This window comes from Streptococcus pseudopneumoniae (assembly GCF_001074975.1).
GTDB lineage: Bacteria > Bacillota > Bacilli > Lactobacillales > Streptococcaceae > Streptococcus > Streptococcus pseudopneumoniae_D.
Map to the genome: position 1 here is coordinate 1 of NZ_JUUO01000092.1, position 20,659 is coordinate 20,659.

At 34.8% G+C, this 20,659-nt stretch carries 20 protein-coding genes and 1 tRNA gene; 16 read left to right on the top strand and 5 right to left on the bottom strand.

The annotated features are described in order from the left end of the window. Window positions 1–113: 113 nt before the first annotated feature. From comE to rlmH, 5 genes are all read right to left on the bottom strand, one after another. Window positions 114–866: a competence system response regulator transcription factor ComE gene (gene comE, locus ADI86_RS05080; protein ID WP_049532040.1), complete on the bottom strand. Its 753-nt coding sequence runs from the start codon at window positions 864–866 to the stop codon at window positions 114–116. Next, on the bottom strand, window positions 863–2,188 hold the full coding sequence (gene comD, locus ADI86_RS05085; RefSeq protein ID WP_049532041.1) for a competence system sensor histidine kinase ComD: 1,326 nt from the start codon (window positions 2,186–2,188) through the stop codon (window positions 863–865). Before comD ends, comE begins: the two co-directional genes overlap by 4 nt. 20 nt (window positions 2,189–2,208) lie before the next feature. Further along, window positions 2,209–2,334, bottom strand: coding sequence for a competence-stimulating peptide ComC (comC, locus tag ADI86_RS05090; protein ID WP_049532042.1), 126 nt, complete (start codon window positions 2,332–2,334; stop codon window positions 2,209–2,211). A 165-nt stretch (window positions 2,335–2,499) separates the two neighbouring features. Then, window positions 2,500–2,573, bottom strand: a tRNA-Arg gene (locus ADI86_RS05095). A gap of 43 nt (window positions 2,574–2,616) precedes the next feature. Beyond that, window positions 2,617–3,096, bottom strand: coding sequence for a 23S rRNA (pseudouridine(1915)-N(3))-methyltransferase RlmH (gene rlmH, locus ADI86_RS05100; RefSeq protein ID WP_049532043.1), 480 nt, complete (start codon window positions 3,094–3,096; stop codon window positions 2,617–2,619). A 183-nt stretch (window positions 3,097–3,279) separates the two neighbouring features. Between rlmH and ADI86_RS05105 the strand changes: the two genes are divergently transcribed. The 16 genes from ADI86_RS05105 to ADI86_RS05180 all read left to right on the top strand — a co-directional run bounded on the left by ADI86_RS05105 (window position 3,280) and on the right by ADI86_RS05180 (window position 20,224). Then, entirely contained in the window at window positions 3,280–4,461 is a 1,182-nt protein-coding gene (locus tag ADI86_RS05105) for a S1C family serine protease (protein WP_049532044.1), read from the top strand. 57 nt (window positions 4,462–4,518) lie between these two features. Then, on the top strand, window positions 4,519–5,277 hold the full coding sequence (locus ADI86_RS05110; RefSeq protein ID WP_049532045.1) for a ParB/RepB/Spo0J family partition protein: 759 nt from the start codon (window positions 4,519–4,521) through the stop codon (window positions 5,275–5,277). 212 nt (window positions 5,278–5,489) lie between these two features. After that, on the top strand, window positions 5,490–6,851 hold the full coding sequence (dnaA, locus tag ADI86_RS05115; RefSeq protein WP_049532046.1) for a chromosomal replication initiator protein DnaA: 1,362 nt from the start codon (window positions 5,490–5,492) through the stop codon (window positions 6,849–6,851). Between the two features lie 158 nt (window positions 6,852–7,009). Continuing rightward, entirely contained in the window at window positions 7,010–8,146 is a 1,137-nt protein-coding gene (dnaN, locus tag ADI86_RS05120) for a DNA polymerase III subunit beta (RefSeq protein ID WP_049532047.1), read from the top strand. A gap of 64 nt (window positions 8,147–8,210) precedes the next feature. Further along, window positions 8,211–8,405, top strand: a complete 195-nt coding sequence (locus ADI86_RS05125; RefSeq protein ID WP_000285186.1) for a DUF951 domain-containing protein — start codon at window positions 8,211–8,213, stop codon at window positions 8,403–8,405. Between the two features lie 84 nt (window positions 8,406–8,489). Then, the gene (gene ychF / locus ADI86_RS05130) at window positions 8,490–9,605 is read left to right on the top strand and encodes a redox-regulated ATPase YchF (RefSeq protein ID WP_049532048.1); all 1,116 of its coding nucleotides are present in this window, start codon (window positions 8,490–8,492) and stop codon (window positions 9,603–9,605) included. Between the two features lie 71 nt (window positions 9,606–9,676). After that, window positions 9,677–10,246: an aminoacyl-tRNA hydrolase gene (gene pth, locus ADI86_RS05135; RefSeq protein WP_049532049.1), complete on the top strand. Its 570-nt coding sequence runs from the start codon at window positions 9,677–9,679 to the stop codon at window positions 10,244–10,246. After that, window positions 10,247–13,756 (top strand): transcription-repair coupling factor, encoded by a 3,510-nt coding sequence (gene mfd / locus ADI86_RS05140; protein ID WP_049532050.1) that lies wholly within the window; start codon window positions 10,247–10,249, stop codon window positions 13,754–13,756. A gap of 57 nt (window positions 13,757–13,813) precedes the next feature. After that, the gene (locus tag ADI86_RS05145) at window positions 13,814–14,080 is read left to right on the top strand and encodes an RNA-binding S4 domain-containing protein (protein WP_001234978.1); all 267 of its coding nucleotides are present in this window, start codon (window positions 13,814–13,816) and stop codon (window positions 14,078–14,080) included. Beyond that, on the top strand, window positions 14,073–14,441 hold the full coding sequence (locus ADI86_RS05150; protein WP_049532051.1) for a septum formation initiator family protein: 369 nt from the start codon (window positions 14,073–14,075) through the stop codon (window positions 14,439–14,441). The genes ADI86_RS05145 and ADI86_RS05150 overlap by 8 nt, the downstream gene beginning before the upstream one ends. 4 nt (window positions 14,442–14,445) lie before the next feature. Next, window positions 14,446–14,568: an SP_0009 family protein gene (locus ADI86_RS12440; RefSeq protein ID WP_000429334.1), complete on the top strand. Its 123-nt coding sequence runs from the start codon at window positions 14,446–14,448 to the stop codon at window positions 14,566–14,568. Then, window positions 14,561–15,829 (top strand): serine hydrolase, encoded by a 1,269-nt coding sequence (locus tag ADI86_RS05160; protein ID WP_049532052.1) that lies wholly within the window; start codon window positions 14,561–14,563, stop codon window positions 15,827–15,829. Before ADI86_RS12440 ends, ADI86_RS05160 begins: the two co-directional genes overlap by 8 nt. Next, window positions 15,826–17,103, top strand: coding sequence for a tRNA lysidine(34) synthetase TilS (gene tilS / locus ADI86_RS05165; protein ID WP_049532053.1), 1,278 nt, complete (start codon window positions 15,826–15,828; stop codon window positions 17,101–17,103). The genes ADI86_RS05160 and tilS overlap by 4 nt, the downstream gene beginning before the upstream one ends. 4 nt (window positions 17,104–17,107) lie before the next feature. Next, window positions 17,108–17,650, top strand: coding sequence for a hypoxanthine phosphoribosyltransferase (hpt, locus tag ADI86_RS05170; RefSeq protein ID WP_000892170.1), 543 nt, complete (start codon window positions 17,108–17,110; stop codon window positions 17,648–17,650). Between the two features lie 15 nt (window positions 17,651–17,665). Next, window positions 17,666–19,624, top strand: a complete 1,959-nt coding sequence (gene ftsH / locus ADI86_RS05175; RefSeq protein ID WP_049532054.1) for an ATP-dependent zinc metalloprotease FtsH — start codon at window positions 17,666–17,668, stop codon at window positions 19,622–19,624. A 120-nt stretch (window positions 19,625–19,744) separates the two neighbouring features. After that, window positions 19,745–20,224, top strand: coding sequence for a sigma-70 family RNA polymerase sigma factor (locus ADI86_RS05180; protein ID WP_049532055.1), 480 nt, complete (start codon window positions 19,745–19,747; stop codon window positions 20,222–20,224). Window positions 20,225–20,659: the final 435 nt, after the last annotated feature.

Consider the following 20,659-nt stretch of genomic DNA (forward strand, 5'->3'; position numbering starts at 1 on the left):
GGGATTCGAACCCGTGTTACCGCCGTGAAAAGGCGGTGTCTTAACCCCTTGACCAACGGACCTTCTATCTGTAGCAGATATAACCATTATATCAATTTCTTACTAATTGTCAATTACTTTTGAGATTTTTTCTCTAGAATATCTTTCAATTTTCTAATTTTTAATCTTGAAATCGGACAGCGATGATCTTCATAGAAGACAATTTCTAAATTCTTTCTATCAATTTCTCTAATGTTCCCTACATTGACAAGGAAAGATTTATGAGAGCAATAAAATCTCTGAGTATGTTTGTCCTTTTCTTGAATATCTGTCATGGTACCGTAAAACTCTTTTGCAAAATTCTTACCAATAATACGCAATTTATGAGAGACTCCTGTTGTCTCAATATACAAAATATCATGGTAAGGAATTTTTAAATCATTTCCCTTGTAATTATAATCAAAATAATCTACAACATCTTCATTTTCAAGTAACATACTCTTCGTGTAGAAGATGTTTTGCTCAATTCTCTTCTTAAACATCTCATCATTGATATCCTTATCAACAAAATCTAGGGCTGATACCTGATATTTATAGGTCAAAGTCGCAAACTCTGATCTACTGGTGATAAAGACGATAATAGCGTAAGGATTGTAATGACGAATGAGCTGAGCCACTTCAAATCCCTTTTTCTCAATTCCATGAATATCGATATCTAGGAAATAAAGCTGATTTACTTCATCATTTTCAATGTATTCTTCAAATTCACGGACTTTTCCCGTTGTCTTGTATGATATTGGAATATTCGATTCTTTCGAAATTTCATCCAATATTCTCTCTAGTCTCACTTGATGTTCAATAACATCTTCTAAAATTAAAACTTTCATTCAAATTCCCTCTTAAATCTAATAATTTGTCTAAATGTACTGCCTTCCATCTCTGTTTCTAAAATAATATTGTTGTACTTATCTAGTAGTTCTTTCACATTATTTAATCCTACTCCGCGATTTCTTCCCTTAGTGGAGAATCCTAAAGCAAATAAATCTCCTGAAGGAGTCATCGTCATTTTACATGAATTCTGAATCACAATAACTGTTTCAGTTTCCATCTTAATAACTGCTACTTCCATCTGCTTTTTATAGCTATCAGCCGATCCTTCGACAGCATTGTTCAATAAAACGCTCATGATACGAACCAAATCCAATAGTTCAATTGGGAGCTTGGTAATCGTATCTTTTACTTCCAGTGTAAACTCTACACCATTATTTCGAGCATAGACAATGGACTGAGCAACCAAACTTCGTAAAGCTGAATCTTCTATGTTATTCAAATCAAAGTAAGTATACTTATCTGAACGCAGTTTGTGATTAGCTTTGACCAAAACTTCATTGTAAACTCTGTCAATTTCCTGTAAATTACCACTGTCAATTGCCATCTGCATACTAACAAGCATTCCAGCATAATCATGTCGAAATCCACGGATTTCATTATACAGTCCAACAATTTCATCTGTATAGTTTTGTAAATGTTTCTGTTCAAATTTCTTCTGCTTCAAAGCAATCTCTTTCTCCATTTGAACTTTATGCGAATTCATTGCAAAGAAGGTCAAAAGTAAAGAGATAAAGACGATAGATGATAAAATACTTCCAAAACTATTCAAATGTTTAATCGTACTTACCATATCTGAAACGAAAGATACAATATGTAGCAATAGTAAAGCAAAAAATACTTTTTTCAAGAAAGGATAAAGGTAGTCCTTATCAAAATAGTTTAGTTCCAAATGGAAATAGCGAATGATTTTTAAGATAACAACATAAGTCAACACCGTTACAACGAAAAAGAATGGGGCATGATATTGTGAAACAAAATTGTCTCCTGTTATAGAGGAGAAAGTTACGGACAGAAAGTTATGAGTGCTCTCATATAAAAGAGATAGTAGTAAACTTAGGAATAGTCCTCTATCCCTCTCATACTGTTTAATCCATCGAAAATAGGAATATAAACCCAAAGGAAATAAAAACGTTGCAGTCCCTAACCCATCTAAATTTAGAAGATAAAAGGAAAGTTCAAGTACTACTTCTACTAGTAATGTATAAGCACCAAAAACGTATAGTTCTTTTCTATTTATTTGACCTTTACAAATTAAACGGTAACTGTGACTAATAATTAAAAAATGAACAATAACTGTCCCAAATCCAAGTAAATTCATTACTCTTTCCCCTTATTTCATTACTTTTTTCTTTGGAAAAGAAGATCAAGGAGGATGTCTGAAACCCTACTTTCCCCACCTTGAATCTCCTGCAAGTCTTTTTCCTTCAAGGCTACAAACTGTTCCAATTTAACTGTGTTTTTCATAATAAAATCTCCTAAAATTTTTTTTTTTTGTAAGCTAACTTACAAAAACTATTATACAAAATGGAATTTCGTTTTAGATAAAATTCTCTCAACTGTCATTTTTTTCTCCCCAAGTGTACTTTTTTAAGAAAAAAGCCGGGAAAATTCCCAGCTTTGCTACTATATTGATCCCAGCAGGATTCGAACCTGCGACCGTTCGCTTAGAAGGCGAATGCTCTATCCAGCTGAGCTATGAGACCTAACACAATCATTTTACCAAAAATTCAATTAAAAGTCAATTTTCTATTTATGATAGGGAGAGCCCTGCTGTATTGTAAAAGCCCGATAGATTTGTTCAACAAGAACTAGTCTCATTAACTGATGAGGCAAGGTTAAACGACCAAAACTGACAGAAAGATTGGCTCTCTTTTTTACATCCTGTGCTAACCCCAGACTCCCTCCAATAATAAAGGTAAGAGTAGAAAATCCTTTTATAGACGCTTCTTCTAACTGCTTACTAAATTCTTCTGAGGAAAGTATTTTCCCCTCAATGGCTAACACAATAACAAAATCACGGTCACCAACTTTTGATAAAATTCTCTGACCTTCTATTTCTAAAATCTTTTGATTTTCTGACTCACTAGCCTTATCTGGTGTTTTTTCATCTGCCAGCTCAATCATTTCAATCTTAGCAAATCGAGAAATTCGTTTTGAATACTCTGCGATACCATCTTTTAAATACTTTTCTTTCAGTTTCCCAACTGTTACAACTTTAATTTTCATGACTCTATTCTAACATATTCTCTATTTTTTCACATCTTATTCACAAAATAAAAGGTTAATTTTAGCCGAGAAAACCACAGATTTTTGAAAGTTATCCACAATCTGTGAAAAACTTTTGTTTTTAAGTTATAATTAAGCTAGTCAGTTTATACTTTCAGTAATTTCAAACATATGGAGGCAAATATGAAACATCTAAAAACATTTTACAAAAAATGGTTTCAATTAGTAGTCGTTATCGTCATTAGCTTTATTAGTGGAGCCTTGGGTAGCTTTTCAATAAACCAACTAACTCAGAAAAGTAGTGTAAGTACCTCTAACAACAATAGTACTATTACACAGACTGCCTATAAGAACGAAAATTCAACAACACAGGCTGTTAACAAAGTAAAAGATGCTGTTGTATCCGTTATTACCTATTCAGCAAACAGACAAAATAGCGTATTTGGCAATGATGATACTAACACAGATTCTCAGCAAATCTCTAGTGAAGGATCTGGGGTTATTTATAAAAAGAATGACAAAGAAGCTTACATCGTCACCAACAATCACGTTATAAATGGCGCCAGCAAAGTAGATATTCGATTGTCAGATGGAACTAAAGTATCTGGAGAAATTGTCGGAGCTGATACTTTCTCTGATATTGCTGTCGTCAAAATCTCTTCAGAAAAAGTGACAACTGTAGCTGAGTTTGGTGATTCTAGTCAGTTAACCGTAGGAGAAACTGCTATTGCCATCGGTAGCCCGTTAGGTTCTGAATATGCTAATACTGTCACTCAAGGTATCGTATCTAGTCTCAATCGAAATGTGTCTTTAAAATCTGAAGATGGACAAGCCATTTCTACAAAAGCCATCCAAACTGATACTGCTATTAACCCAGGTAACTCTGGTGGCCCACTAATCAATATTCAAGGACAAGTTATCGGAATTACCTCAAGTAAAATTGCCACAAATGGAGGCACATCTGTAGAAGGCCTTGGTTTCGCAATTCCTGCAAATGATGCTATCAATATTATTGAACAGTTAGAAAAGAACGGAAAAGTGACTCGTCCAGCTTTGGGCATCCAAATGGTCAATCTCTCAAATATTAATACAAGTGATATTAGAAGACTGAATATTCCAAGCAATGTAACATCTGGTGTAGTTGTTCGTTCTATACAAAGTAATATGCCTGCCAATGGTCACCTTGAAAAATACGATGTTATTACAAAAGTAGATGACAAAGAGATTACTTCATCAACAGACTTACAAAGTGCTCTTTACAATCATTCTATCGGAGACACCATTAAGATAACTTACTATCGTAACGGTAAAGAAGAAACTACATCTATTAAACTTGACAAGAGTTCAGGTGATTTAGAATCTTAATTGACATCTATGTAAAGAAAGCTTTACATAAGAGAAAAGATGTGTTAGTGTAGAATCATGGAAAAATTTGAAATGATTTCTATCACTGATATACAAAAAAATCCCTATCAACCCCGAAAAGAATTTGATAGAGAAAAACTAGATGAACTAGCACAGTCTATTAAAGAAAATGGGATCATTCAACCGATTATTGTTCGTCAATCTCCTGTAATTGGTTACGAAATCCTTGCAGGAGAGAGACGCTATCGGGCTTCACTTTTAGCTGGTCTAAGGTCTATCCCAGCAGTTGTTAAACAACTTTCAGACCAAGAAATGATGGTTCAGTCCATCATTGAAAATTTACAAAGAGAAAATTTAAATCCAATAGAGGAAGCACGCGCCTATGAATCTCTCATAGAGAAAGGATTTACCCATGCTGAAATTGCAGATAAAATGGGCAAGTCTCGTCCATATATCAGCAACTCTATTCGTTTGCTTTCCTTGCCAGAACAGATCCTCTCAGAAGTAGAAAGTGGCAAACTATCACAAGCCCATGCACGTTCTTTAGTTGGCTTGAATAAGGAACAACAAGACTATTTCTTTCAACGAATCATAGAGGAAGACATTTCTGTAAGAAAGTTAGAAACTCTTCTGACAGAGAAAAAACAAAAGAAACAGCAAAAAACGAATCATTTCATACAAAATGAAGAAGAACAGTTAAAAAAATTACTCGGATTAGATGTAGAAATCAAACTGTCTAAAAAAGATAGTGGAAAACTCATTATTTCTTTTTCCAATCAAGAAGAATACAGTAGAATTATCAACAGCCTGAAATAAGGCTGTTCTTTTATTTTTTTATCTCACAAGGTTATCCACTATTTTTTTCAATAAAAAGCTTAAAAAATCAATGTTACCAAGTTTTATCCCCAACCTGTGGATAAAACTTGGTAACATTGTGGATTATTTTTCACAGCTTGTGGAAAATTCTTGCTATCTATGGTAAAATATCTCTAGTATTAAACTTTTAAATAGTAAAGGAGGAGAAAGGATTGAAAGAAAAACAATTTTGGAATCGTATATTAGAATTTGCTCAAGAAAGACTGACTCGATCCATGTATGATTTCTATGCTATTCAAGCTGAACTCATCAAGGTAGAGGAAAATGTTGCCACTATATTTTTACCACGATCTGAAATGGAAATGGTCTGGGAAAAACAACTAAAAGATATTATTGTAGTAGCTGGATTTGAAATTTATGATGCTGAGATTACTCCCCACTATATTTTCACTAAACCTCAAGATACGACTATCTCACAAGTTGAAGAAGCTATAAATTCAACTCTTTATGACTATAGTCCAAAGTTAGCATCTATTCCTTATTCGGATACGGGATTAAAAGAAAAGTATACCTTTGATAATTTCATTCAAGGGGATGGAAATGTTTGGGCTGTCTCAGCCGCTTTGGCTGTCTCTGAAGATTTGGCCTTGACCTATAATCCTCTTTTTATCTATGGAGGACCTGGGCTTGGTAAGACTCACCTGTTAAACGCTATTGGAAATGAAATTCTAAAAAATATTCCAAATGCGCGTGTCAAATACATACCTGCTGAAAGCTTTATTAATGACTTTCTTGATCACCTAAGACTTGGGGAAATGGAAAAGTTTAAAAAAACCTATCGTAGTCTTGATCTTTTGTTAATCGATGATATCCAGTCACTCAGCGGAAAAAAAGTCGCAACTCAGGAAGAATTTTTCAATACCTTTAACGCCCTTCATGACAAGCAAAAACAGATTGTCCTAACCAGTGATCGTAGTCCAAAACATCTAGAAGGGCTCGAAGAAAGGCTTGTCACGCGCTTTAGTTGGGGGTTAACCCAAACTATCACACCTCCTGACTTTGAAACACGCATTGCCATTTTACAAAGTAAAACGGAACATTTAGACTACAATTTCCAAAGTGATACTCTAGAATACCTGGCTGGACAATTTGATTCAAATGTTCGAGATCTTGAGGGAGCTATCAACGACATCACTTTAATTGCCCGAGTAAAAAAAATCAAGGATATCACTATCGATATCGCTGCAGAAGCTATTAGAGCACGTAAACAAGATGTTAACCAGATGCTCGTCATCCCAATTGATAAAATCCAAAATGAAGTTGGGAACTTTTATGGTGTTAGTGTCAAAGAAATGAAGGGAAGCAGACGCCTTCAAAATATTGTGTTAGCCCGTCAAGTAGCCATGTATTTATCTAGAGAACTAACAGATAATAGTCTTCCAAAAATTGGGAAGGAATTTGGTGGAAAAGATCATACAACAGTCATTCATGCCCATGCCAAAATTAAATCTTTGATTGATGAAGACGATAATTTACGTTTAGAAATTGAATCAATCAAAAAGAAAATTAAATAGCTTGTGGATAACTTTTGTTTTTTTATATTTTTTATCCACATTTTTTAAACAATCCAAAAGACTTGATAGAACTTGTTTAAAGTCTGTTTTCCACAGATTTCACAGACTCTATTATTACTATTATCTTTCTAATACTAAAAATAAATAAAGGAGAATCCATGATTCATTTTTCAATTAATAAAAATTTATTTCTACAAGCATTAAATACTACTAAGAGAGCTATTAGTTCTAAAAATGCCATTCCTATTTTATCAACCGTAAAAATTGACGTGACCAATGAAGGTGTTACTTTAATTGGTTCAAATGGTCAAATTTCAATTGAAAATTTTATTTCTCAAAAAAATGAAGATGCTGGTTTGTTAATTACTTCTTTAGGTTCAATCCTTCTTGAAGCTTCTTTCTTTATCAATGTGGTATCTAGTCTACCTGATGTAACTCTTGATTTTAAAGAAATTGAACAAAATCAAATTGTTTTAACAAGTGGCAAATCAGAAATTACTCTAAAAGGAAAAGATAGTGAACAATATCCACGAATCCAAGAAATTTCAGCAAGCACTCCTTTAATTCTTGAAACAAAATTACTCAAGAAAATTATCAATGAAACAGCATTTGCTGCAAGTACACAAGAGAGTCGTCCAATTTTAACAGGTGTTCATTTTGTATTGAGTCAACACAAAGAGCTAAAAACAGTGGCAACAGACTCTCATCGTCTAAGCCAGAAAAAATTAACCCTTGAGAAAAATAGTGATGATTTTGATGTCGTCATTCCTAGCCGTTCTCTACGCGAATTTTCAGCGGTATTTACAGATGATATCGAAACTGTAGAGATTTTCTTTGCCAACAATCAAATCCTCTTTAGAAGTGAAAATATCAGCTTCTATACTCGTCTACTTGAAGGAAACTATCCTGATACAGATCGCTTGATTCCAACAGATTTTAACACTACTATTACTTTTGATGTGGTAAACTTACGCCAGTCAATGGAACGTGCTCGTCTTTTATCAAGTGCGACTCAAAATGGTACTGTGAAGCTTGAAATTAAAGATGGGGTTGTTAGCGCCCATGTTCACTCTCCAGAAGTTGGTAAAGTAAACGAAGAAATCGATACTGATCAGGTTACTGGTGAAGATTTGACTATTAGTTTCAACCCAACCTACTTGATTGATTCACTCAAGGCTTTAAATAGCGAAAAGGTGACCATTAGCTTTATCTCAGCTGTTCGTCCATTTACTCTTGTTCCAGAAGATATTGACGAGGACTTCATGCAGCTCATCACCCCAGTTCGTACAAATTAAGTTAAAGAGGTTGAGCCTATCTCGCCTCTTTTATGATATAATCGAAAAAGAAAAGGAGAATAGTATGTATCAAGTTGGAAATTTTGTTGAGATGAAAAAACCACATGCTTGCACAATAAAGTCAACAGGAAAAAAAGCAAATCGTTGGGAAATCACACGTGTAGGGGCAGATATCAAAATCAAATGTAGTAATTGTGACCATGTTGTCATGATGGGGCGCTATGATTTTGATCGAAAAATGAATAAAATTATTGACTGAGAACCCTTAGTTAGAGGGTTAGCAAGTTTTTCCTTTTTGTGTTATAATATTAGAGATTGAAATGAAAACGGAGAATAAGAAAATATGGCTTTAACAGCAGGTATCGTTGGTTTGCCAAATGTTGGTAAATCAACACTATTTAATGCAATTACAAAAGCAGGAGCAGAGGCAGCAAACTACCCATTTGCGACGATTGATCCAAACGTTGGAATGGTGGAAGTTCCAGATGAACGCCTACAAAAATTGACTGAAATGATTACTCCTAAAAAGACAGTTCCAACAACATTTGAATTTACAGATATTGCCGGGATTGTAAAAGGAGCTTCAAAAGGAGAAGGGCTAGGGAATAAATTCTTGGCTAATATTCGTGAAGTAGATGCGATTGTTCATGTAGTTCGTGCTTTTGATGATGAAAATGTGATGCGCGAGCAAGGACGTGAAGATGCCTTTGTGGATCCACTTGCAGATATTGATACTATTAACCTAGAATTGATTCTTGCCGATTTAGAATCAGTCAATAAACGTTATGCGCGTGTAGAAAAGATGGCACGTACGCAAAAAGATAAAGAATCTGTAGCAGAGTTTAATGTTCTTCAAAAGATTAAACCTGTTCTTGAAGATGGAAAATCAGCTCGTACAATCGAATTTACAGATGAAGAACAAAAGGTTGTTAAAGGTCTCTTCTTATTGACGACTAAACCAGTGCTCTATGTTGCCAATGTCGATGAGAATGTAGTTTCAGATCCAGATTCTATCGACTATGTCAAACAAATTCGTGAATTTGCAGTGACAGAAAATGCTGAAGTAGTCGTTATTTCTGCGCGTGCTGAAGAAGAAATTTCTGAATTGGACGATGAAGATAAAAAAGAGTTTCTTGAAGCCATTGGTTTGACAGAATCAGGCGTTGATAAGTTGACTCGTGCAGCTTACCACTTACTTGGACTGGGAACTTACTTCACAGCTGGTGAAAAAGAAGTTCGCGCTTGGACCTTCAAACGTGGTATGAAGGCTCCTCAAGCAGCTGGGATTATCCATTCAGACTTTGAAAAAGGATTTATTCGTGCAGTAACCATGTCATATGAGGATCTAGTGAAATACGGATCTGAAAAGGCTGTAAAAGAAGCTGGACGCTTGCGTGAAGAAGGAAAAGAATATATCGTTCAAGATGGCGATATCATGGAATTCCGCTTTAATGTCTAAAAAATTAATGAATAGTGTCAATTAGGTTGGAAAAAAATTCCAACCCTTTTGGCTTTTGAAAGGAAAAATAAATGACCAAATTACTTGTAGGCTTGGGCAATCCAGGGGATAAATATTTTGAAACCAAACACAATGTTGGTTTTATGTTGATTGACCAACTAGCGAAGAAACAGAATATCACTTTTACACACGATAAGATATTTCAAGCTGACCTAGCCTCCTTTTTCCTAAATGGAGAAAAAATTTATCTTGTCAAACCAACGATCTTTATGAATGAAAGTGGAAAAGCGGTTCATGCTTTATTGACTTATTATGGTTTGGATATTGAAGATTTACTCATCATTTACGATGATCTTGACATGGAAGTTGGAAAGATTCGTTTAAGAGCAAAGGGATCAGCAGGTGGTCACAATGGTATCAAGTCTATTATTCAACATATAGGGACTCAGGTCTTTAATCGTGTTAAGATTGGAATTGGAAGACCCAAAAATGGCATGTCAGTTGTTAATCATGTTTTGAGCAAATTTGATCAAGAAGATTATATCGGTATTTTACAGTCGATTGACAAGGTTGACGACGCTGTAAATTATTATTTACAAGAGAAAAGTTTTGAGAAAACAATGCAGAGGTATAATGGATAAATGGTGACCTTATTAGATTTATTCTCAGAAAATGATCAGATCAAAAAATGGCATCAAAATCTGACAGATAAAAAAAGACAATTAATGTTAGGCTTGTCAACTTCTACAAAAGCTTTTGCAATTGCAAGCAGTATAGAAAAAGAAGATAAGATTGTGTTGTTGACGTCAACTTATGGAGAAGCAGAAGGACTTGTTAGTGATCTTATCTCTATCTTGGGTGAGGAACTTGTCTATCCATTTTTGGTAGATGACTCCCCTATGGTCGAGTTTTTGATGTCTTCACAAGAAAAAATCATTTCACGGGTTGAAGCCTTGCGTTTTTTGACTGATTCATCTAAGAAAGGGATTTTAGTTTGTAATATCGCAGCAAGTCGATTAATTTTACCGTCGCCCAATGTATTCAAAGATAGTATTGTAAAAATATCAGTTGGTGAAGAATATGAGCAACACGCACTTATCCATCAGTTAAAGGAAATAGGTTATCGAAAAGTTACGCAAGTACAAACTCAAGGAGAATTTAGTCTTCGAGGAGATATTTTAGATATTTTTGAGATGTCTCAGTTAGAACCTTGTCGAATTGAGTTTTTTGGTGATGAAATTGATGGTATCAGGTCATTTGAAGTCGAAACACAATTATCGAAAGAAAATAAGACAGAACTCATTATCTTTCCAGCTAGTGATATGCTTTTGAGAGAAAAGGATTATCAACGAGGTCAGTCAGCTTTAGAAAAGCAAATTTCGAAGACCTTATCACCTATTTTGAAATCATACCTAGAAGAAATTCTTTCAAGTTTTCACCAAAAACAAGTGCATTCTGATTCACGGAAATTTTTATCTTTATGTTATGACAAGACATGGACTGTATTTGATTATATTGAAAAAGACACACCAATATTCTTTGATGATTATCAAAAATTGATGAATCAGTATGAAGTCTTTGAAAGGGAATTAGCGCAATACTTTACAGAAGAATTACAGAATGGTAAAGCATTTTCTGAGATGCAGTATTTTGCGGATACTGAGAAAATCTATAAAAAACAAAGTCCAGTGACCTTTTTCTCTAATCTGCAAAAGGGTTTAGGAAATCTCAAGTTTGACCAAATTTATCAATTTAATCAATATCCTATGCAGGAATTTTTCAATCAATTTTCTTTTCTAAAAGAAGAAATTGAGCGATACAAAAAAATGGATTACACTATTATTCTGCAGTCTAGCAATTCAATGGGAAGTAAAACATTGGAGGATGTTTTAGAGGAATACCAGATTAAATTGGATTTCAGAGATAAGTCAAGTATCTGTAAAGAATCTGTAAACTTGATCGAGGGTAATCTAAGACATGGTTTTCATTTTGTAGATGAAAAGATTTTATTGATTACTGAACATGAGATTTTTCAAAAGAAAATGAAACGCCGTTTTCGAAGACAACATGTTTCGAATGCGGAGCGATTAAAAGATTATAATGAACTTGAAAAAGGGGATTACGTTGTTCATCATATTCATGGAATTGGTCAATATCTAGGAATTGAAACAATTGAAATCAAGGGAATTCACCGCGATTATGTCAGTGTCCAGTATCAAAATGGGGATCAAATTTCCATCCCAGTAGAGCAGATTCAGTTACTGTCTAAATATATTTCAAGTGATGGGAAAGCGCCAAAACTCAATAAATTAAATGACGGTCATTTCAAAAAAGCCAAGCAAAAAGTTAAGAACCAAGTAGAGGATATAGCTGACGATTTAATCAAACTTTATTCTGAGCGTAGTCAGTTGAAGGGTTTTGTTTTTTCAGCTGATGATGAAAATCAACATGCTTTTGATGATGCCTTCCCTTATGTTGAAACGGACGATCAACTTCGTAGTGTTGAGGAAATCAAGAGAGATATGCAGGCTTCTCAGCCAATGGATCGACTTTTAGTTGGGGATGTTGGTTTTGGAAAGACTGAAGTTGCTATGCGTGCAGCCTTTAAGGCAGTCAATGATCACAAACAGGTTGTCGTTCTAGTTCCGACGACGGTTTTAGCGCAACAGCACTATACAAATTTTAAGGAACGATTCCAAAATTTTGCAGTAAATATTGATGTATTAAGTCGCTTTAGAAGTAAAAAAGAGCAGGCAGAGACACTTGAAAAATTGAAAAATGGTCAAGTCGATATTTTGATTGGAACGCATCGTGTTTTGTCAAAAGATGTTGTGTTTGCTGATTTGGGCTTGATGATTATTGATGAAGAACAGCGATTTGGTGTCAAGCATAAGGAAACATTGAAAGAACTGAAAAAACAAGTGGATGTCCTAACCTTGACTGCTACGCCAATCCCTCGTACTCTTCATATGTCTATGCTGGGAATCAGAGATTTGTCTGTTATTGAAACTCCGCCGACTAATCGCTATCCTGTTCAGACCTATGTTTTGGAAAAGAATGATAGTGTGATTCGTGATGCGGTCTTGCGTGAAATGGACCGTGGAGGTCAAGTTTACTATCTTTACAACAAAGTTGACACGATTGACCAAAAGGTTTCAGAATTACAGGAGTTAATTCCAGAGGCTTCGATTGGTTATGTTCATGGGCAAATGAGTGAAATCCAGTTGGAAAATACTCTATTAGACTTTATTGAAGGACAATACGATATTTTGGTGACGACTACCATTATTGAGACAGGGGTGGATATTCCAAATGCCAATACTTTATTTATTGAAAATGCGGACCATATGGGCTTGTCAACCTTGTATCAGTTAAGAGGAAGAGTTGGTCGTAGTAATCGTATTGCTTATGCCTATCTCATGTATCGTCCAGAAAAATCAATCAGTGAAGTCTCTGAGAAGAGATTAGAAGCGATTAAAGGATTTACAGAATTGGGATCTGGATTTAAGATTGCGATGCGAGATCTTTCGATTCGTGGAGCAGGAAATCTCCTAGGAAAATCCCAGTCTGGTTTCATTGATTCTGTTGGTTTTGAATTGTACTCGCAGTTACTAGAGGAAGCTATTGCTAAACGAAACGGTAATGTTAACACTAATACAAGAACCAAAGGGAATGCTGAGTTGATTTTGCAAATTGATGCTTATCTTCCTGATATATATATTTCCGACCAACGACATAAGATTGAAATTTATAAAAAAATTCGTCAAATTGACAACCGTGTCAATTATGAAGAGTTACAAGAGGAGTTGATAGACCGTTTTGGAGAGTACCCAGATGTAGTTGCTTATCTTTTAGAGATTAGTTTGGTCAAATCATACTTGGATAAGGTCTTTGTTCAACGCGTGGAAAGAAAAGATAATAAGATTACAGTACAATTTGAAAAAGTTACTCAGCGATTGTTTTTGGCTCAAGATTATTTTAAAGCTTTATCCGCAACGAACTTAAAAGCAGCCATAGCTGAGAATAAGGGATTAATGGAAGTTGTATTTGATGTCCAAAATAAGAAAGATTATGAAATTTTAGAAGGACTGTTGATTTTTGGAGAAAGTTTATTAGAAATAAAAGAATCGAAGGAAGAAAATTCCATTTGATATTTTTCTTCTATAAAATAGATAAAAATGGTAGAATAATAAGTTGAGGTAATAAAAATGAGATTAGACAAATATTTAAAAGTATCAAGAATTATCAAGCGTCGTACAGTCGCAAAAGAAGTAGCAGATAAAGGCAGAATCAAGGTAAATGGAATATTGGCTAAAAGTTCAACGGATTTGAAAGTTAATGACCAAGTTGAAATTCGTTTTGGAAATAAGTTGCTACTTGTAAAAGTACTAGAGATGAAAGATAGTACAAAAAAAGAAGATGCAGCAGGCATGTATGAAATTATCAGTGAAACACGGGTAGAAGAAAATGTCTAAAAATATCGTACAATTGAATAATTCTTTTATTCAAAATGAGCACCAACGTCGTCGCTATCTGATGAAGGAAAGACAAAAACGTAATCGTTTCATGGGTTGGGTTCTGATTTTGATGATTTTGTTGTTCATTTTACCAACTTATAACCTTGCTCAAAGCTATCAGCAATTACTCCAAAGACGTCAACAGTTGTCAGACTTGCAAACTCAGTATCAAACCTTGAGTGATGAAAAGGAGAAGGAGACAGCTTTTGCTACAAAGTTGAAAGATGAAGATTACGCTGCTAAATACATGCGTGCAAAATATTATTATTCTAAGAATCGGGAAGCAGTTTATACGATTCCTGACTTGCTCCCAAGGTGATAAGATGGAAAATTTATTAGATGTAATTGAGCAATTTTTGAGTCTATCGGATGAAAAGCTGGAAGAGTTAGCTGATAAAAATCAATTATTGCGTTTACAAGAAGAAAAGGAAAGGAAGAATGCGTAAATTCTTAATTATTTTGTTGCTCCCAAGTTTTTTGACCATTTCAAAAGTTGTTAGCACAGAAAAAGAAGTCGTCTATACTTCGAAAGAAATTTATTACCTTTCACAATCTGACTTTGGTATTTATTTTAGAGAAAAGCTAAATTCTCCCATGGTTTATGGAGGTGTTCCTGTCTATGCGAATGAAGATTTAGTTGTAGAATCTGGAGAGTTAACTCCAAAAACAAGTTTCCAAATAACCGAGTGGCGCTTAAATAAACAAGGAATTCCAGTATTTAAGTTATCCAACCATCAATTTATAGCTGCAGACAAACGATTTTTATACGATCAGTCAGAGGTAACTCCTACAATAAAAAAAGTATGGTTAGAATCTGATTTTAAACTGTACAATAGCCCTTATGATTTAAAAGAGGTGAAATCATCCTTATCAGCCTATTCTCAGGTATCAATCGACAAGACAATGTTTGTAGAAGGAAGAGAATTTCTACATATTGATCAGGCTGGGTGGGTAGACAAAGAATCAACTTCTGAAGAAGATAATCGGATGACTAAAGTCCAAGAAATGTTAACTGAAAAATATCAGAGGGATTCATTCTCTATTTATGTTAAGCAATTGACTACTGGAAAAGAAGCTGGTATCAATCAAGATGAAAAGATGTATGCAGCTAGTGTTTTGAAACTCCCTTATCTCTACTATACGCAAGAAAAAATAAATGAAGGTCTTTATCAGTTAGACACGACTGTAAAATACGTATCAGCAGTTAATGATTTTCCAGGTTCTTATAAACCAGAGGGAAGTGGTAGTCTTCCTAAAAAAGAGGATAATAAAGAGTATTCTCTAAAGGATTTAATTACGAAAGTATCAAAAGAATCTGATAATGTAGCTCATAATATATTGGGATATTACATTTCAAATCAATCTGATGCAACATTCAAATCCAAGATGTCTGCTATTATGGGAGACGATTGGGATTCAAAAGAAAAATTGATTTCTTCTAAAATGGCTGGGAAGGTCATGGAAGCAATTTATAATCAAAATGGATTTGTGCTAGAGTCTTTGACTAAAACAGATTTTGATAATCAGCGAATTTCCAAAGGTGTTTCTGTGAATGTAGCTCATAAAATTGGGGATGCGGACGAATTTAAGCATGATACGGGTGTTGTCTACGCAGATTCTCCATTTATTCTTTCTATTTTCACTAAGAATTCTGATTATGATACGATTTCTCAGATAGCCAAGGATGTTTATGAGGTTCTAAAATGAGGGAACAAGATTTTTTAAATCATTTTCTCAAGAAAGGATATTTCAAAAAGCATACTAAGGTGATGCTTGCTCTTTCTGGGGGATTAGATTCTATGTTTCTATTTAAGGTATTGTCTACCTATAAAAAAGAGCTAGAAATTGAATTAATCTTAGCTCATGTGAATCATAAGCAGAGAGTAGAATCAGATTGGGAAGAAAAGGAATTAAGGAAGTTGGCTGCTGAAGCAGAGCTTCCTATTTATATCAGCAATTTTTCAGGAGAATTTTCAGAAGCGCGTGCACGAAATTTTCGTTATGATTTTTTTCAAGAGGTCATGAAAAAGACAGGTTCAACAGCCTTAGTCACTGCCCACCATGCTGATGACCAGGTGGAAACGATTTTGATGCGTTTGATTCGAGGTACTCGTTTGCGCTATCTATCAGGGATTAAGGAGAAGCAAGTAGTCGGAGAGATAGAAATCATTCGTCCCTTCTTGCATTTTCAAAAAAAAGATTTCCCATCAATTTTTTATTTTGAAGATATATCAAATAAGGAAAATCATTATTTTCGAAATCGTATTCGAAACTCTTATTTACCGGAATTAGAAAAAGAAAATCCTCGATTTAGGAATGCAATCTTAAGTATCGGAAATGAAATTTTAGATTATCACTTAGCCATAGCTGAATTATCTAACAATATTGATGTGGAAGATTTACAGCAGTTATTTTCTTATTCTGAGTCAACACAAAAAGTTTTACTTCAAATTTATCTGAATCGTTTTCCAGATTTGAATATTACAAAATCTCAGTTTGAAGAAGTTAGACAAATTTTAAAAACTAAAAGCCAGTATCGTCATCCACTTAAAAATGGTTATGAATTAGTAAAAGAGTATCAACAGTTTCGGATTTGTAAAATCAGTCCTCAGTCTGATGAAAAGGAAGATGAACTTGTGTTACACTATCAAAATCAGGTATCTTACCAAGGTTATTTATTTTCTTTTGGACTTCCTTTAGAAGGTGAATTAATTCAGCAGGTACCTGTTTCACGGGAAACATCCATACACATTCGTCATCGAAAACCAGGAGATGTTTTGATTCAAAATGGGCATAGAAAAAAACTCAGACGTCTATTTATCGATTTGAAAATCCCTATGGAAAAACGAAAATCTGCTCTAATTATTGAGCAATTTGGTGAAATTGTCTCAATTTTGGGAATTGCGACCAGTAATTTGAGTAAAAACACGAAAAATGATATAATGAACACTGTACTTTATATAGAAAAAATAGATAGGTAAAAAAATGTTAGAAAACGATATTAAAAAAATCCTTGTTTCACACGATGAAATTACAGAAGCTGCTAAAAAATTAGGTGCTCAACTCACTAAAGACTATGCAGGAAAAAATCCGATTTTAATTGGGATTTTAAAAGGATCTATTCCTTTTATGGCTGAATTGGTCAAACATATTGATACACATATTGAAATGGATTTCATGATGGTTTCTAGCTACCATGGTGGAACAGCAAGTAGTGGTGTCATCAATATCAAGCAAGATGTAACTCAAGATATTAAAGGAAGACATGTTCTATTTGTAGAGGACATCATTGATACAGGTCAAACTTTGAAGAATTTGCGAGATATGTTTATTGAAAGAGAAGCAGCTTCTGTTAACATTGCAACCTTGTTGGATAAACCAGAAGGACGTGTTGTAGAAATTGAGGCTGACTATACCTGCTTTACTATTCCAAATGAGTTTGTAGTAGGTTATGGTTTAGACTACAAAGAAAATTATCGTAACCTTCCTTATGTTGGAGTATTGAAAGAAGAAGTATATTCAAATTAGAAAGAACAATTTTTAATGAAAAAACAAAATAATGGTTTAATTAAAAATCCTTTTCTATGGTTATTACTTATTTTTTTCCTAGTTACAAGTTACCAGTATTTTAGTACAGGTAGTGTTGCAGGGAAAAGTGAGCAAATTAATTATACAGAATTGGTAAAAGAAATTACCGATGACAATGTAAAAGAATTGACTTACCAACCAAATGGCAGTGTTATCGAAGTTTCAGGTGTTTATAAAAATCCTAAAACAAGTAAAGAAGCAACAGGCATTCAGTTCTTTTCTCCTTCTGCTACAACAGTAGAGAAATTTTCAAGTATTATTCTTCCTTCAGACACTACAGTATCAGAATTGCAAAAACTTGCTTCTGACCATAAAGCGGAAGTAACTGTTAAACATGAAAGTTCAAGTGGTATGTGGATTAATATTCTTGTATCCATTGTGCCATTCGGTATTCTTTTCTTCTTCCTATTCTCTATGATGGGAAATATGGGAGGAAATAATGGCCGTAACCCAATGAGTTTTGGACGTAGTAAGGCTAAAGCCGCAAATAAAGAAGATATTAAAGTAAGATTTTCAGATGTTGCTGGAGCTGAGGAAGAAAAACAAGAACTAGTTGAAGTTGTTGAATTCTTAAAAGATCCAAAACGATTTACAAAACTTGGAGCCCGTATTCCAGCAGGTGTTCTTTTGGAGGGACCTCCAGGAACAGGTAAAACTTTGCTTGCTAAGGCAGTAGCCGGAGAAGCAGGTGTTCCATTCTTTAGTATCTCAGGTTCTGACTTTGTAGAAATGTTTGTCGGAGTTGGAGCTAGTCGTGTTCGTTCTCTTTTTGAAGATGCCAAAAAAGCAGCACCAGCTATCATCTTTATAGATGAAATTGATGCTGTTGGACGTCAACGTGGAGTTGGTCTTGGCGGAGGTAATGACGAACGTGAACAAACCTTGAACCAACTCTTGATTGAGATGGATGGTTTTGAGGGAAATGAAGGGATTATCGTCATTGCTGCGACAAACCGTTCAGATGTGCTTGACCCTGCCCTTCTGCGTCCAGGACGTTTTGATAGAAAAGTCTTGGTTGGTCGCCCTGATGTTAAGGGGCGCGAAGCAATCTTGAAAGTTCATGCTAAGAATAAACCTTTAGCAGAAGATGTTGATTTGAAATTAGTGGCTCAACAAACTCCAGGTTTTGTTGGTGCTGATTTAGAGAATGTCTTGAATGAAGCGGCTTTAGTTGCTGCTCGTCGCAATAAATCGATAATTGATGCCTCAGATATTGATGAAGCAGAAGATAGAGTGATTGCTGGTCCTTCTAAGAAAGATAAGACAGTTTCACAAAAAGAACGTGAATTGGTTGCCTACCATGAGGCAGGACATACCATTGTTGGTTTAGTCTTGTCGAATGCCCGTGTTGTACATAAAGTTACTATCGTACCACGTGGCCGTGCAGGCGGATACATGATTGCACTTCCTAAAGAGGATCAAATGCTTCTATCTAAAGAAGATATGAAAGAGCAATTGGCTGGCTTAATGGGTGGACGTGTAGCTGAAGAAATTATCTTTAATGTCCAAACTACAGGAGCTTCAAACGACTTTGAACAAGCGACGCAAATGGCGCGTGCAATGGTTACAGAGTACGGTATGAGTGAAAAACTTGGTCCAGTACAATATGAAGGAAACCATGCTATGTTTGGTGCACAGAGTCCTCAAAAATCAATTTCAGAACAAACAGCTTATGAAATTGATGAAGAAGTTCGTTCATTATTAAATGAGGCACGAAACAAAGCAGCTGAAATTATTCAGTCAAATCGTGAAACTCACAAATTGATTGCTGAAGCATTATTGAAATACGAAACATTGGATAGTACACAAATTAAAGCTCTTTATGAAACAGGGAAGATGCCTGAAACAGCAGAAGAGGAATCACATGCACTATCTTATGATGAAGTAAAATCAAAAATGAATGATGAAAATTAACCCCAAGAGAGGCCCATCCTCTCTTTTTTGTGCAGTTGAGGAGGTAAAGGGGACAGAATGGGAGAAAAGGTCCAAAAGTGTTTCTGAATCTGTTAGACTGTATCTAGAAAGGAGAACATTATGATTAAAGAATTGTATGAAGAAGTTCAAGGCATTGTGTACAAGTGTAGAAATGAATACTACCTTCATTTATGGGAGTTATCGGATTGGGAGCAAGAGGGTATGATCTGCTTACATGAGTTGATTAGTAAAGAAGAAGGATTAGTAGAAGATATTCCACGCTTACGTAAATACTTCAAAACTAAATTCCGGAATAGAATTTTAGATTATATTCGTAAGCAAGAAAGTCAAAAACGGAGATATGATAAAGAACCCTATGAAGAAGTAGGTGAGATTAGCCATCGTATAAGTGAGGGAGGTCTCTGGCTGGATGATTATTATCTCTTTCATGAGACACTAAGAGATTATAGAAGCAAAGAAAGTAAAGACAAACAAGAAGAGTTAGAACGCGTCTTAAGAAATGAACGATTCCGAGGTCGTCAAAGAGTCCTAAGTGACTTACGTATTGTGTTTAAAGAGTTTGACATTCGTACACACTAGGAAGTCATGCAAAAAAAGGCTAAATTCCCAAACTAAGTTCCACCGGTTTTACTCAGGCTTGATTTCATCGCTTTTGTAGCTAAAATTAATAGAAAAAAAGAGCGAAAAGTCTCAGACTTAATTCTAGCATAATTCGTCGTCTGAGACTAACTTCCAGTTTTGGGAGAGAGGTGGAAGTTACTTTGAGAAGTTACGCAAATTGAAAGTTCTATAATGAACTTAGCCACCCAGCCCTCCTAAAAATTAGATGCTTCAACTAGCATATAGCTAGTCCTCGATTTCATTTGATAAGAGGCTTGATGCTGTTAGGCTGGCAAGCCAAGGCTAAGATTAGCCTTGGTTTAGCTAACGAAACAGCTTCAAGGGTTCCTATTGTCAAATGAAAGCTCTTATAGGCATAAGAAAACACCTCTGTGTTATACTTGTTGTTCAACC